Annotated in this window: 11 protein-coding genes, 1 pseudogene and 1 CRISPR repeat array; of the genes and pseudogenes, 8 read left to right on the top strand and 4 right to left on the bottom strand. The window is 50.4% G+C overall.

What is annotated here, in order from left to right:
- Positions 1–28 precede the first annotated feature (28 nt).
- Both lysO and aqpZ read right to left on the bottom strand, forming a co-directional pair.
- Positions 29–928 carry an L-lysine exporter LysO gene (gene lysO / locus C7B16_RS14460; RefSeq protein ID WP_000491126.1) on the bottom strand — a complete coding sequence of 300 codons (900 nt, stop codon included), beginning with the start codon at positions 926–928 and terminating at the stop codon, positions 29–31.
- Positions 929–1,068: 140 nt separating this feature from the next.
- Entirely contained in the window at positions 1,069–1,764 is a 696-nt protein-coding gene (aqpZ, locus tag C7B16_RS14455; protein WP_001516085.1) for an aquaporin Z, read from the bottom strand.
- A gap of 424 nt (positions 1,765–2,188) precedes the next feature.
- On the opposite strand from aqpZ, the gene C7B16_RS14450 reads away from it, so the two are divergent.
- A complete protein-coding gene (locus C7B16_RS14450; RefSeq protein ID WP_000599821.1) occupies positions 2,189–3,847 on the top strand; it encodes an ATP-dependent endonuclease in 1,659 nt (552 codons plus the stop codon).
- Here the strand turns inward: C7B16_RS14450 and C7B16_RS14445 are convergent.
- A complete protein-coding gene (locus C7B16_RS14445) occupies positions 3,844–4,794 on the bottom strand; it encodes a VirK/YbjX family protein (RefSeq protein WP_143192605.1) in 951 nt (316 codons plus the stop codon). The genes C7B16_RS14450 and C7B16_RS14445 overlap by 4 nt on opposite strands.
- Before the next feature lie 158 nt (positions 4,795–4,952).
- Between C7B16_RS14445 and macA the strand changes: the two genes are divergently transcribed.
- Both macA and macB read left to right on the top strand, forming a co-directional pair.
- Positions 4,953–6,068, top strand: a complete 1,116-nt coding sequence (gene macA / locus C7B16_RS14440; protein WP_000747340.1) for a macrolide transporter subunit MacA — start codon at positions 4,953–4,955, stop codon at positions 6,066–6,068.
- Positions 6,065–8,011 (top strand): macrolide ABC transporter ATP-binding protein/permease MacB, encoded by a 1,947-nt coding sequence (macB, locus tag C7B16_RS14435; protein ID WP_107179849.1) that lies wholly within the window; start codon positions 6,065–6,067, stop codon positions 8,009–8,011. Before macA ends, macB begins: the two co-directional genes overlap by 4 nt.
- A gap of 72 nt (positions 8,012–8,083) precedes the next feature.
- Here macB and cspD read toward each other — a convergent pair whose 3' ends face one another.
- Positions 8,084–8,308, bottom strand: a complete 225-nt coding sequence (cspD, locus tag C7B16_RS14430) for a cold shock-like protein CspD (protein ID WP_000410785.1) — start codon at positions 8,306–8,308, stop codon at positions 8,084–8,086.
- A gap of 149 nt (positions 8,309–8,457) precedes the next feature.
- On the opposite strand from cspD, the gene C7B16_RS25030 reads away from it, so the two are divergent.
- From C7B16_RS25030 to C7B16_RS14410, 5 genes and pseudogenes are all read left to right on the top strand, one after another.
- The gene (locus tag C7B16_RS25030) at positions 8,458–8,532 is read left to right on the top strand and encodes a hypothetical protein (protein WP_212741843.1); all 75 of its coding nucleotides are present in this window, start codon (positions 8,458–8,460) and stop codon (positions 8,530–8,532) included.
- A 98-nt stretch (positions 8,533–8,630) separates the two neighbouring features.
- The gene (gene clpS, locus C7B16_RS14425; protein WP_000520777.1) at positions 8,631–8,951 is read left to right on the top strand and encodes an ATP-dependent Clp protease adapter ClpS; all 321 of its coding nucleotides are present in this window, start codon (positions 8,631–8,633) and stop codon (positions 8,949–8,951) included.
- Positions 8,952–8,981: 30 nt separating this feature from the next.
- Positions 8,982–11,258 carry an ATP-dependent Clp protease ATP-binding subunit ClpA gene (gene clpA, locus C7B16_RS14420; RefSeq protein WP_000934071.1) on the top strand — a complete coding sequence of 759 codons (2,277 nt, stop codon included), beginning with the start codon at positions 8,982–8,984 and terminating at the stop codon, positions 11,256–11,258.
- Positions 11,259–11,471: 213 nt separating this feature from the next.
- A CRISPR array of direct repeats spans positions 11,472–12,040; the repeat unit is 28 nt; unit sequence GTTCACTGCCGTACAGGCAGCTTAGAAA.
- 171 nt (positions 12,041–12,211) lie between these two features.
- The gene (gene cas1f, locus C7B16_RS14415; RefSeq protein WP_107179848.1) at positions 12,212–13,195 is read left to right on the top strand and encodes a type I-F CRISPR-associated endonuclease Cas1f; all 984 of its coding nucleotides are present in this window, start codon (positions 12,212–12,214) and stop codon (positions 13,193–13,195) included.
- Positions 13,192–13,431 (top strand): annotated as a pseudogene (locus C7B16_RS14410) (hypothetical protein); the annotation flags it as partial. The gene cas1f and the pseudogene C7B16_RS14410, both read left to right, overlap by 4 nt.
- Between the last annotated feature and the right edge of the window lie 124 nt (positions 13,432–13,555).

The raw sequence follows: 13,555 nt of genomic DNA, 5'->3' as shown, positions 1-13,555 counted from the left end.
GCGGCAGGGTTCTACCGCCAGAGAGGTATTACGCGGAGAAAAGGGCGATCAGAATGGGCACCAGCAGGCTAAGAATAAAACCGTGAACAATCGCCGCCGGGACCATCTCCAGACCACCTGTACGCTGAAGAACGGGCAGGGTGAAATCCATCGATGTGGCACCGCACAAACCCAGCGCCGTTGAGCGACTGCGACGGATAAGGCCGGGGATTAGCATGATGGCGATCAGCTCTCGTGCCAGATCATTAAAAAACGCTGCGCTACCGATTACCGGGCCAAAAGATTCGGTCAACAATATACCGGAAAGAGAATACCAGCCGAAACCGGAGGCCATTGCCAGCGCGGTGTTGATAGGGAGATCAAGAATAAAGGCGTTAATTAAACCGCCAATTAATGAACTGGCAACCACTACCACAGCGACAATCATTCCCCGGCGATTAAGGACAATCTGCTTTAAGGTCATGCCATTATTGCGTAGCTGAATACCGACGAGGAAAAGTAACAGAATTAACGTGTATTCGCTGGCTTCAGTGGCGTGTTGTAAGAAACCTAATCCGCTAAGGCCAATGGCAAAACCAATCACTACTACGCCGCACAGTTTTAGCGACTCCAGTGCCATCGCAATACGTGACGGTAATTTCTCTTGCTGGTGGTGATTACGCCATGGCAAACCACGCTCCAGCCACAGCAAGGCGACAATATTGCATAGCAAAATAACGGTAATACTGACGGCGGAATAATGCAGGATCGCCAGCAAATTACTGGCGAGATTATCAAGGAACGCCAGGCTAATACCCATAAAAAAGAGAATGAGATAGACCATCCAGCTTAATAACTGATTAATGCGTTTTAACGCAGCTTTTTGGCGAAGCGGAATGAGGTAACCCACAATGAGTGGCACCAGAATGATTAACAGCCCAGAAAACATGAAAACTCAGCCCTTGCAAAGAAGAAATCGAAATGCGCGATGACACACTACTGAAAGCGGAAGGATGAGTAAAGTTGCAATTAAAAGGAAACGTTATGCAAATGAGAAGGCCTGACATTGCGTCAGGCCTTCTGTGTTAATTAATCGCGTTTTTCCAGCAGTGTCCGGTAAATCAGACCACCAATAATACCGCCGACAATGGGCACTACCCAGAAGAACCACAGTTGTTCTAACGCCCAGCCACCCTGGAAGATAGCAACCGCAGTGCTGCGCGCCGGGTTAACGGAGGTGTTAGTGACCGGAATACTGATTAAGTGAATCAGCGTTAATGCCAGACCAATGGCAATCGGCGCAAAACCCGCCGGCGCGAATTTGTCGGTCGCACCGTGGATCACCAGCAAGAAACCAGCGCTCAATACCAGTTCAACAACCAATGCAGAAAGCATGGAATAGCCGCCAGGTGAATGCTCACCATAACCGTTAGACGCAAAACCGCTGGCTGCCGCGTCAAATCCGGCTTTACCGCTGGCGATTAAATACAGCAGTGCCGCCGCAACAATACCGCCAACAACCTGGGCAATGACGTAGCCAACGACTTCTTTTGCCGGGAAACGACCGCCAGCCCATAAACCAATAGTGACTGCCGGGTTAAAATGACCACCAGAAATATGACCAACAGCGAAGGCCATGGTCAGTACTGTCAGACCAAACGCCAGCGCGACACCAGCAAAGCCAATACCTAATTCCGGAAATGTTGCCGCCAGCACAGCGCTACCGCAGCCACCAAATACAAGCCAGAAAGTACCAAAACATTCTGCTGCTAATTTTCTGAACATATCCACCTCAATTAAAAATTGACCCTGTGAAAAATATGGTCGTTTTATAGGGTCGTCGTAAAAAAGTGACGACAGAAATAATGCGTGGGTATTTTAAAAACGAAGCTGAGTCATTCGCCAGATAAATAAATCCAGTAATTTTGATTTAGAACAAATGAGGGTTCCCCCATATAGTCATTTGCCTGATTGACAGTGTAGTGCAAACCACGAAATTAAACCTTTGGGGGTAATAAAAATAATACACAAGATTAATCATTTGATTTTATTGTTTTTTGGGGGAAATCAGTGAGAGGGCGTCTGACACAATTATTCGCTCATTTTTCAGACATTTGCCATGCTTAAGTGTGATGTCATCACGTATTCCTGGGGGCTTTCCCGTTATACTGCCGGAGTAAAGGATAAGTAACATATTTCTGGAGGGGATATGATTCTTGAGCGCGTTGAAATTGTGGGCTTTCGTGGTATCAACCGACTATCGTTGATGCTGGAACAAAACAACGTCCTGATTGGGGAGAACGCGTGGGGTAAATCCAGTTTGCTGGATGCGCTAACCCTACTGCTATCGCCAGAATCAGATCTCTACCATTTTGAACGCGACGATTTCTGGTTTCCGCCGGGCGATATCAATGGCCGGGAACACCATCTGCATATCATTCTGACCTTTCGTGAATCGCTGCCAGGGCGGCATCGTGTTCGCCGTTATCGCCCACTTGAAACATGCTGGACGCCGTGCGTCGATGGTTATCACCGCATTTTTTATCGTCTGGAAGGGGAGTGTGCGGAAGATGGCAGCGTGATGACGCTGCGCAGTTTTCTTGATAAAGACGGGCATCCGATTGAGGTTGATGATATTAACGATCAGGCGCGTCATCTGGTGCGGTTGATGCCTGTTCTGCGCTTGCGTGATGCCCGCTTTATGCGCCGTATTCGCAACGGAACTGTACCAAATGTGCCCAATGTGGAAGTTACCGCGCGCCAGTTGGATTTTCTTGCCCGTGAATTATCCTCACATCCACAAAATCTTACTGACGGGCAGATTCGTCAGGGGCTTTCGGCAATGGTGCAACTGCTTGAGCATTATTTTTCGGAGCAGGGAGCCGGGCAGGCGAGATACCGCTTAATGCGGCGGCGGGCCAGCAATGAGCAACGGAGCTGGCGTTATCTGGATATCATCAACCGGATGATTGACCGGCCTGGAGGTCGTTCGTATCGGGTTATTTTGCTTGGGCTATTTGCGACTTTGCTACAGGCAAAAGGCACATTGCGGCTGGATAAAGACGCGCGTCCGTTATTGTTGATAGAAGATCCGGAAACGCGCCTGCATCCGATTATGCTTTCAGTCGCCTGGCATCTGTTGAACCTTCTGCCATTGCAGCGTATTGCTACCACCAACTCTGGCGAGCTGCTTTCGTTAACGCCGGTAGAGCATGTTTGCCGTCTGGTGCGTGAATCTTCTCGCGTTGCCGCATGGCGTCTGGGGCCGAGTGGCTTGAGTACCGAAGATAGCCGACGCATATCCTTTCACATTCGTTTTAACCGTCCGTCATCGCTGTTTGCCCGTTGTTGGTTGCTGGTGGAAGGGGAAACAGAAACCTGGGTTATTAACGAACTGGCGCGCCAGTGTGGGCATCATTTTGATGCTGAAGGGATCAAGGTCATTGAATTTGCCCAGTCAGGATTAAAACCGCTGGTTAAATTTGCCCGCCGGATGGGGATTGAGTGGCATGTGCTGGTCGATGGCGATGAAGCCGGGAAGAAGTATGCCGCTACGGTGCGCAGCCTGTTGAATAACGATCGGGAAGCTGAACGAGAGCATTTAACGGCATTACCGGCGCTGGATATGGAGCATTTTATGTATCGCCAGGGATTTTCCGATGTATTCCATCGCGTGGCGCAAATCCCGGAAAATGTACCGATGAATCTGCGCAAAATTATCTCGAAGGCGATCCATCGCTCTTCCAAACCCGATCTCGCCATTGAGGTTGCAATGGAGGCCGGACGCCGTGGTGTGGAGTCCGTACCGGCATTGCTGAAAAAAATGTTCTCGCGCGTGCTGTGGCTGGCGCGCGGTCGGGCAGATTAACCGCAAAACATCGTTGCCATCTGTGGCTGAATAGCGTCGAGCATCTCATAGCGGCGACGGTATTCAGCTCGTTTTTTACTGGCTATTTCAGCAACTTCTTTTCGTACTATCTGACCAGGAAGTCGGTAATGCCGTTCGGCATCGCATTCGCCGCCAACCGACTCCCAGAACGCGTTATAGTCCGCATGGATTTTTCCTTCTTTATCGCGATAGCGCAGGCTGCGATAAATATGCGTTTCATTGCTGACGGCAATAATCTGCTCAACCTGTAAGCGTTGGGCAAAGAGACAGACCGCTTCCATCACCAGACGTTTTGGAAACAGACCGTGGCAGGCTTTCGTCGCATTCTGGATTTCCTGGTGCGGAATTTCCCATTTCGCGCCTTGCAGTCCACCAATAAACAGCGTTCTTTTTCCCTGGTACTCACACAGAGTGAAGGTGATCTCTGCCAGAGGGATGCCCTCGCTGTTACGGAACAGGATCGTGCTGTCACCTTCTTTATCCATTGAGATCATCATGGTCAGTTCAAGCGTGAACTGCTCGCCGTTTTTTCCTTCCAGCTTCGCCAGTTGCAGCCCGGGGGTATTCAAATATAAGCTGAATTCTTCCGCCGACATGCAGGCACGCAGCAATGCATAATGGTAACGTAACGCCTCCAGTAATTGTTTGCGGTTAAGATTGGCGGCAAGGTAAGGGCGATGCAGACGAACAGGCAGTCGCGGCTGGCGTGTTAACAGCGTATTGAGGTTCGGCCAGTGGGATAGTTCGTTCATCCACTCAACGCTTAAACGCGGCATAATCAAAGAGCGCAGCAAAAATTTCTGGCGAAAGCTACGGCGATGCCAGAATTTACCTGGTCGCCACTGGCCACCAGCCAGACTAAGGAAAAGAGACATGCTGCTAAGAGATTCAGATGGCGTAAAAGCCCGTTCAGTAAGTTGTGACATATTCACAAAATCAATGATTATACATAGCGTCGATTTCACCATCGGAAATCTTAACCAAACATCAATAATGTGATTACTAACGGAAATTTTAGGGTTTTGTTGATATTTTGTTGATGTTAACAACGCCCGGATGCGCGTATGGAGTACTCAATATATTTATGAAAAAGCGAAGAAACATTAAGAAGCGTTACGTTATTGCGCTGGTGATAGTCATTGCCGGGTTGGTTGCATTGTGGAAAATTCTCAATGCGCCGGTGCCAACTTATCAGACATTGATAGTGCGCCCCGGTGATTTGCAGCAAAGCGTGCTGGCGACCGGAAAGCTCGACGCGTTGCGTAAAGTTGATGTTGGCGCGCAGGTTAGCGGTCAGTTGAAAACGCTGTCGGTGGCGATTGGCGATAAAGTGAAAAAAGATCAGCTTTTAGGCGTTATTGATCCAGAACAGGCTGAAAACCAGATCAAGGAAGTGGAAGCGACGCTGATGGAGCTGCGCGCACAACGTCAGCAGGCGGAAGCAGAACTGAAACTGGCTCGGGTGACATACTCTCGCCAGCAACGACTGGCGCAAACGCAGGCCGTTTCACAGCAGGATCTCGACACTGCTGCGACTGAAATGGCTGTTAAACAGGCGCAGATTGGCACCATTGATGCGCAAATCAAACGCAATCAGGCCTCTCTCGACACAGCTAAAACCAATCTCGATTACACCCGCATCGTTGCTCCGATGGCCGGGGAAGTCACGCAAATCACTACCCTGCAAGGGCAGACGGTGATTGCCGCACAACAAGCGCCGAACATTTTGACGCTGGCAGATATGAGTACCATGCTGGTAAAAGCGCAGGTTTCTGAAGCGGATGTTATCCACCTGAAGCCGGGGCAAAAAGCCTGGTTTACGGTGCTTGGCGATCCGCTGACGCGCTATGAAGGGCAGATTAAAGATGTGTTGCCAACACCGGAAAAGGTCAACGACGCTATTTTCTATTACGCCCGTTTTGAAGTACCAAACCCCGATGGTCTGTTGCGGCTGGATATGACTGCACAGGTGCACATTCAGCTCACTGATGTGAAAAACGTGCTGACAATCCCACTGTCGGCGTTAGGCGATCCGGTTGGCGATAACCGCTATAAGATCAAACTGCTACGTAATGGAGAAACGCGCGAGCGTGAAGTAACGATTGGCGCACGTAACGATACCGATGTTGAGATTGTCAAAGGGCTGGAAGTGGGCGAAGAAGTGGTGATTGGTGAGGCCAAACCAGGAGCTGCGCAATGACGCCTTTGCTCGAATTGAAGGATATTCGCCGTAGCTATCCCGCGGGAGATGAGCAGGTTGAGGTGCTGAAGGGGATCACTCTGGATATTTATGCCGGAGAGATGGTGGCGATTGTCGGCGCTTCGGGTTCCGGTAAATCGACCCTGATGAATATCCTCGGCTGCCTGGATAAAGCCACAAGCGGCACCTATCGCGTCGCCGGTCAGGATGTTGCCACGCTGGACGCCGATGCGCTGGCGCAGCTCCGTCGCGAGCATTTTGGCTTTATTTTTCAGCGTTACCACCTGCTTTCGCATTTAACCGCCGAGCAGAACGTTGAAGTTCCCGCCGTCTATGCTGGCCTTGAGCGTAAACAGCGACTGCTGCGCGCCCGGCAATTACTGCAACGACTGGGGCTGGAAGAGCGCGCAGAGTATTACCCTGCTCAGCTTTCCGGTGGTCAACAACAGCGAGTCAGTATCGCCCGCGCGTTGATGAACGGTGGGCAGGTGATCCTCGCTGATGAACCGACAGGCGCGCTGGACAGCCATTCCGGTGAAGAGGTGATGACTGTCCTGCATCAGTTGCGCGATCGCGGGCACACGGTGATTATCGTCACTCATGATCCGCAGGTTGCCGCCCAGGCAGAGCGGGTGATCGAAATTCACGACGGCGAAATCGTGCGTAATCCACCCGCTATTGAAAAAAATACTGCTGCAGCCAACAGCGAACCGGGTGTCAAAACGGCGTCTGGCTGGCGGCAGTTCGTCAGCGGTTTTAACGAGGCGCTGACGATGGCGTGGCGCGCGCTGGCAGCCAATAAAATGCGTACTTTACTGACCATGCTGGGGATTATTATCGGTATTGCGTCGGTGGTATCTATTGTCGTGGTGGGCGACGCGGCTAAACAAATGGTACTGGCGGATATTCGTTCTATTGGTACTAATACTATTGATGTCTATCCTGGGAAAGATTTTGGCGATGACGATCCGCAATATCAGCAGGCGCTGAAGTACGACGATTTAATCGCCATTCAAAAACAACCGTGGGTCGCTTCTGCCACACCCGCCGTCTCGCAAAACCTGCGCCTGCGTTATAACAATGTTGATGTTGCTGCCAGCGCCAACGGCGTAAGCGGGGACTATTTTAATGTTTATGGTATGAGTTTCAGCGAAGGGAACACCTTTAATCAGGAGCAACTGAATGGTCGCGCGCAGGTAGTTGTTCTCGACAGTAATACCCGCCGTCAGCTTTTTCCGCATAAAGCGGATGTGGTTGGCGAGGTGATTCTTGTCGGTAATATGCCAGCGAGGGTCATCGGCGTGGCGGAAGAGAAACAGTCGATGTTTGGCAGTAGTAAAGTGCTGCGCGTGTGGTTGCCTTACAGCACCATGTCCGGGCGGGTTATGGGGCAGTCGTGGCTTAACTCCATTACCGTAAGAGTGAAAGAAGGCTTTGACAGCGCTGAAGCTGAACAGCAACTCACCCGTTTGTTGTCACTGCGCCACGGCAAAAAGGATTTCTTCACCTGGAACATGGACGGTGTCTTGAAAACGGTCGAAAAGACCACACGTACTTTACAACTGTTTTTGACACTGGTGGCGGTGATTTCGCTGGTGGTGGGCGGCATTGGCGTCATGAATATTATGCTGGTATCGGTGACAGAGCGGACGCGGGAAATTGGTATCCGCATGGCCGTGGGCGCACGCGCCAGCGATGTGTTGCAACAATTTCTGATTGAAGCCGTGCTGGTTTGTCTGGTGGGTGGTGCGCTGGGGATAACGCTGTCACTGTTAATCGCTTTCACATTGCAGCCTTTTTTACCCGGTTGGGAAATTGGTTTTTCTCCGCTGGCGCTGCTACTGGCGTTTCTTTGTTCAACCGTTACCGGGATTTTATTTGGCTGGCTGCCTGCGCGAAATGCGGCAAAACTGGATCCAGTGGATGCTCTGGCACGGGAGTAATATTTGAGATAAAAATGCCAGCCGATCGGGCTGGCATTTTGCCTGTAGGATGTACACAATGAGACAGAAGAGCTATGCGACTGCAGCTTCTACTTCGACGGGCACAATGACACTGGCATGATTGCCTTTTGGCCCCTGGTGGACATCAAACTGAACGGATTGCCCAGCTTTTAGCGTTCTGTAACCATCCATCTGGATGGTGGAATAATGAGCGAAAATATCTTCGCCGCCGCCTTCAGGGCAGATGAAACCAAACCCTTTGGCATTGTTGAACCACTTAACAGTACCCTTTTCCATGCTTCGACATCCTTCGCAAATCTTATACAAGTAAGATGGAATAAACCGGGGTCAGAGAGGGAGCTGTTCAAAACCTCGCCAACTCTAGAAATACAATTTAGAGAAATAGGGCGAGCCGTCAAGCGTTTGACAGGGGGCTGGGGGTAGGTATGCATCAAAAATTTGAAGCAGTTAACGCTATTGACAGTAATGTGACTGATGTCGCTGATGCCAACGATAGATGATAATTATCTATTATGTGGAGTAGATTGGTCAGGCAAATAAGCTCTTGTCAGCGGCAGAGCGTTCTGCCGATAACCGTAACCGAAGATGATAACTGACAATGGGTAAAACGAACGACTGGCTGGACTTTGATCAACTGGCGGAAGAAAAAGTGCGTGACGCGCTAAAACCGCCATCTATGTATAAAGTGATATTAGTCAATGATGATTACACTCCGATGGAGTTTGTTATTGACGTGTTACAAAAATTCTTTTCTTATGATGTAGAACGTGCAACGCAATTGATGCTCGCTGTTCACTACCAGGGGAAGGCCATTTGCGGAATCTTTACCGCCGAGGTTGCAGAAACCAAAGTGGCGATGGTGAACAAGTACGCAAGGGAGAACGAGCATCCATTGCTGTGTACGCTGGAAAAAGCCTGAATGCAGGCATAAAAATTGGGGGAGGTGCCTATGCTCAATCAAGAACTGGAACTCAGTTTAAACATGGCTTTCGCCAGAGCGCGCGAGCACCGTCATGAGTTTATGACCGTCGAGCACTTGTTACTGGCATTGCTCAGTAACCCGTCGGCTCGGGAGGCGCTGGAAGCATGTTCCGTGGATCTGGTGGCGCTCCGTCAGGAACTGGAAGCCTTTATTGAACAAACCACACCCGTTCTGCCTGCCAGTGAAGAGGAGCGTGACACGCAGCCGACGCTGAGTTTTCAGCGTGTACTGCAACGTGCGGTCTTCCATGTTCAGTCCTCCGGTCGCAGTGAGGTTACCGGTGCGAATGTTCTGGTTGCTATCTTTAGCGAACAGGAGTCACAGGCTGCCTATCTGTTGCGCAAACATGAAGTCAGCCGTCTTGATGTGGTGAACTTTATTTCTCATGGCACGCGTAAAGACGAGCCATCTCAGTCTTCTGAACCAGGAAACCAGCCCGGCAGTGAAGAACAAGCTGGTGGGGAGGACCGTATGGAGAATTTCACGACGAACCTGAACCAGCTTGCGCGCGTGGGAGGAATCGACCCGCTGATTGGTCGTGAGAAGGAGCTGGAGCGCGCCATTCAGGTTCTCTGTCGCCGCCGTAAAAACAACCCACTGCTGGTTGGCGAGTCTGGCGTTGGTAAAACTGCGATTGCGGAAGGTCTCGCCTGGCGTATTGTCCAGGGCGATGTACCGGAAGTGATGGCTGACTGTACGATTTACTCTCTGGATATCGGTTCCCTGTTAGCGGGAACTAAATATCGCGGCGACTTTGAAAAACGTTTCAAAGCGTTGCTCAAACAGTTGGAGCAGGATACCAACAGCATCCTGTTTATCGATGAGATCCACACCATCATCGGCGCAGGCGCAGCTTCTGGCGGTCAGGTGGATGCGGCTAACCTGATTAAACCACTGCTCTCCAGCGGTAAAATTCGCGTTATAGGTTCGACGACGTATCAGGAGTTCAGCAACATTTTCGAGAAAGATCGTGCTCTGGCGCGTCGCTTCCAGAAAATCGATATTACTGAACCGTCGATCGAAGAAACCGTTCAAATCATCAACGGTCTGAAACCGAAGTATGAAGCGCACCACGACGTGCGTTATACCGCGAAAGCGGTGCGTGCGGCGGTAGAACTGGCGGTGAAATACATTAACGATCGTCATCTGCCGGACAAAGCGATTGACGTTATCGACGAAGCGGGCGCTCGCGCACGTCTGATGCCGGTAAGCAAGCGCAAGAAAACGGTCAATGTGGCGGATATTGAGTCCGTGGTGGCGCGTATCGCACGTATCCCAGAGAAGAGTGTTTCTCAGAGTGACCGCGATACTCTGAAAAACCTCAGTGATCGCCTGAAAATGCTGGTCTTCGGTCAGGATAAAGCCATTGAGGCGCTTACCGAAGCCATCAAGATGGCGCGTGCGGGTTTAGGCCACGAACATAAACCGGTCGGTTCGTTCCTGTTTGCTGGTCCAACCGGGGTCGGCAAAACTGAGGTCACGGTGCAGCTTTCCAAAGCCCTCGGCATTGAGCTTCTGCGCTTTGATATGTCCGAGTATATGGAACGTCACACTGTCAGCCGCCTGATTGGTGCGCCTCCGGGATACGTCGGTTTTGATCAGGGTGGTCTGCTGACCGATGCGGTCATCAAGCATCCGCACTCGGTGCTGCTGCTGGACGAAATCGAGAAAGCGCATCCGGACGTGTTCAATATCCTGTTGCAGGTGATGGACAACGGCACGCTGACCGATAACAACGGACGCAAGGCCGATTTCCGTAACGTGGTGCTGGTGATGACTACCAACGCCGGGGTACGTGAAACCGAGCGTAAATCGATTGGGCTTATCCACCAGGATAACAGCACCGATGCGATGGAAGAGATCAAAAAGATCTTTACGCCAGAGTTTCGTAACCGTCTCGACAATATTATCTGGTTCGATCATCTCTCAACCGACGTGATCCATCAGGTGGTTGATAAATTCATTGTCGAGTTGCAGGTTCAACTGGATCAGAAAGGTGTTTCTCTGGAAGTGAGCCAGGAAGCACGTAACTGGCTGGCTGAGAAAGGTTACGACCGGGCAATGGGCGCACGTCCGATGGCTCGCGTCATCCAGGACAACCTGAAGAAACCGCTCGCTAACGAACTGCTGTTTGGCTCGCTGGTGGATGGCGGTCAGGTCACTGTTGCGCTGGATAAAGAGAAAAATGAGCTGACCTACGGGTTCCAGAGTGCACAAAAGCACAAAGCGGAAGCAGCGCATTAATCAGATTGTTAAGTAGGTTGGTGAAGTCCGTAATCTCGTCAGGGGTTACGGACTTTTTGTTTATGGGGTGGGGGAGGTTCAGACCCTTTTTTTGATGATGATGGTAAGTTGTTGATAATTAGTGCTGCTGGACGGTAAGGATAAAAAAGGGTGGCAGCAGGAAAATGAGATGGTTTTGCTTTATTAACAACGGGCTAAACGTGTAGTATTTGAGTTCACTGCCGTACAGGCAGCTTAGAAAGTGAGCCACTAACTCAAAGCCCCCGTCAGTGAGTTCACTGCCGTACAGGCAGCTTAGAAAAGTTCGTTAAATGCTTCCTCCATTTTCATATAGTTCACTGCCGTACAGGCAGCTTAGAAATAACATCATTGCCCGCCAACCACCGGGACAATGTTCACTGCCGTACAGGCAGCTTAGAAAGTGTTAACGAGAAATACCCGCGCACAGTTCGGGTTCACTGCCGTACAGGCAGCTTAGAAATAAAGAACCGTCGGCAGAACGCGTTAACGGCATGTTCACTGCCGTACAGGCAGCTTAGAAACATATCGTTTACAGTGAATGCACTACCAACAAGTTCACTGCCGTACAGGCAGCTTAGAAAGCCAGACGTTCTGAAATCAGGCTCATACAGTTGTTCACTGCCGTACAGGCAGCTTAGAAAACGCGTCGCAATATGCGTCAACGTCGCCAGTAGTTCACTGCCGTACAGGCAGCTTAGAAATCCATTTCCGACGCTGTAACGTATATGAGCATGTTCACTGCCGTACAGGCAGTTTCACAAATACGATGATGGCAGAAATTTAGCTGCGTTATGGCGCTCTCAACTCCGAACCATTAGCTGTGACACACAATAACAATTGTGATAATTGCGACGAGAATCAATTTCTCACACAGAAATCAATGCTGTACTAATCCTAACTCCTTCAAATAAAAATAATCACAGGATGTGTTTATGTCTTCAAATTACCTTACTCCTTCTGATCTCAAAACCATTCTCCACTCCAGGCGTGCCAATATTTATTATCTGGAAAAATGCCGGGTGCAGGTGAATGGTGGGCGAGTGGAGTATGTCACCAGTGAAGGCAAGGAGTCGTATTACTGGAATATCCCCATTGCGAATACCACGGCGTTGATGTTGGGGATGGGAACGTCCGTTACCCAGGCGGCGATGCGTGAATTTGCCCATGCTGGAGTGATGGTTGGTTTTTGTGGTACGGATGGCACGCCGCTGTATTCGGCAAATGAAGTTGATGTTGATGTCTCCTGGCTCAGTCCGCAAAGCGAATATCGTCCTACTGAATATCTTCAGCAGTGGGTTTCTTTTTGGTTTGTTGAAGACAAACGCCTTGCCGCCGCGAAACGTTTTCAGTTAATTCGTCTGACACATATTGATAAGTACTGGACCAGCGCGAAAATGCAGCGTGAACACGCCTTTCAACCTGATGCCAGTGCGCTGCAGACTCTGCTAAATCGCACTCGTGAAGAAATAGACATGGCAGAAAGCCATACGCAGCTTATGCTCGTAGAGGCGAAATTGACCAAAGCACTCTACAAAATGGTGAGTCAAACCGTGGGCTACGGCGACTTTACTCGTGCAAAACGGGGTGGCGGAGTTGATATGGCCAACCGCTTCCTCGATCAGGGTAATTATCTGGCGTATGGCCTGGCGGCAGTGGCGGCGTGGGTAACCGGGATCCCGCACGGTTTAGCAGTAATGCACGGTAAAACCCGTCGCGGCGGCCTCGTTTTTGACCTTGCCGATCTGATTAAAGATGCCCTTGTTATGCCACAAGCATTTATCGCTGCAATGGCGGGAGAAGATGCTCAGGAGTTTCGTCAACGCTGCATCAATATCTTTCAACAAGCGGATGCGCTGGATGTCATGATCACCTCTCTGCAGGAAACGGCTCAGGCCCTGGCTAAGGCTGACCAATGAACGTCCTGATTATCTCGCGCTGCACAAAAAATGCTCGAGTGGAGAGCTGCCGTATTATTGATCAATTTGCCGAACGCACTGGTGACGCCGCATGGCAAACGGTGATTACTCTGGAAGGGGTTAATACACTTCGCCGTTTACTGCGCAAAACTGCCCGGCGAAATACCGCAGTGGCTTGTCACTGGCTGAAGAAGAATGGGCAAACGGAGTTGATGTGGATTGTCGGCAATATTCGTAATGCCGATCAGTTAAGGATCAGTTGACCGATCCAGTGGCTGTGTAAGAATCCGGAAACGCTCACTCGTTTCCGGATTTTTTTATGCACATTGGACAGGCCCTTGATCTGGTATCCCGTTACGA

This window comes from Escherichia sp. 20412-1, from assembly GCF_003027595.1.
GTDB classification, from domain to species: domain Bacteria; phylum Pseudomonadota; class Gammaproteobacteria; order Enterobacterales; family Enterobacteriaceae; genus Escherichia; species Escherichia marmotae.
The sequence above is the reverse complement of the archived record's forward strand: the minus strand, read 5'-3'. Positions and strand labels throughout refer to the sequence as shown.

Excerpts from the sequence above, each read along its gene's own strand:
- lysO (WP_000491126.1), bottom strand. The coding sequence starts at position 928 with ATGTTTTCTGGGCTGTTAATCATTCTGGTGCCACTCATTGTGGGTTAC.
- aqpZ (WP_001516085.1), bottom strand. The coding sequence starts at position 1,764 with ATGTTCAGAAAATTAGCAGCAGAATGTTTTGGTACTTTCTGGCTTGTA.
- C7B16_RS14450 (WP_000599821.1), top strand. The coding sequence starts at position 2,189 with ATGATTCTTGAGCGCGTTGAAATTGTGGGCTTTCGTGGTATCAACCGA.
- C7B16_RS14445 (WP_143192605.1), bottom strand. The coding sequence starts at position 4,794 with ATGTCACAACTTACTGAACGGGCTTTTACGCCATCTGAATCTCTTAGC.
- macA (WP_000747340.1), top strand. The coding sequence starts at position 4,953 with ATGAAAAAGCGAAGAAACATTAAGAAGCGTTACGTTATTGCGCTGGTG.
- macB (WP_107179849.1), top strand. The coding sequence starts at position 6,065 with ATGACGCCTTTGCTCGAATTGAAGGATATTCGCCGTAGCTATCCCGCG.
- cspD (WP_000410785.1), bottom strand. The coding sequence starts at position 8,308 with ATGGAAAAGGGTACTGTTAAGTGGTTCAACAATGCCAAAGGGTTTGGT.
- clpS (WP_000520777.1), top strand. The coding sequence starts at position 8,631 with ATGGGTAAAACGAACGACTGGCTGGACTTTGATCAACTGGCGGAAGAA.
- clpA (WP_000934071.1), top strand. The coding sequence starts at position 8,982 with ATGCTCAATCAAGAACTGGAACTCAGTTTAAACATGGCTTTCGCCAGA.
- cas1f (WP_107179848.1), top strand. The coding sequence starts at position 12,212 with ATGTCTTCAAATTACCTTACTCCTTCTGATCTCAAAACCATTCTCCAC.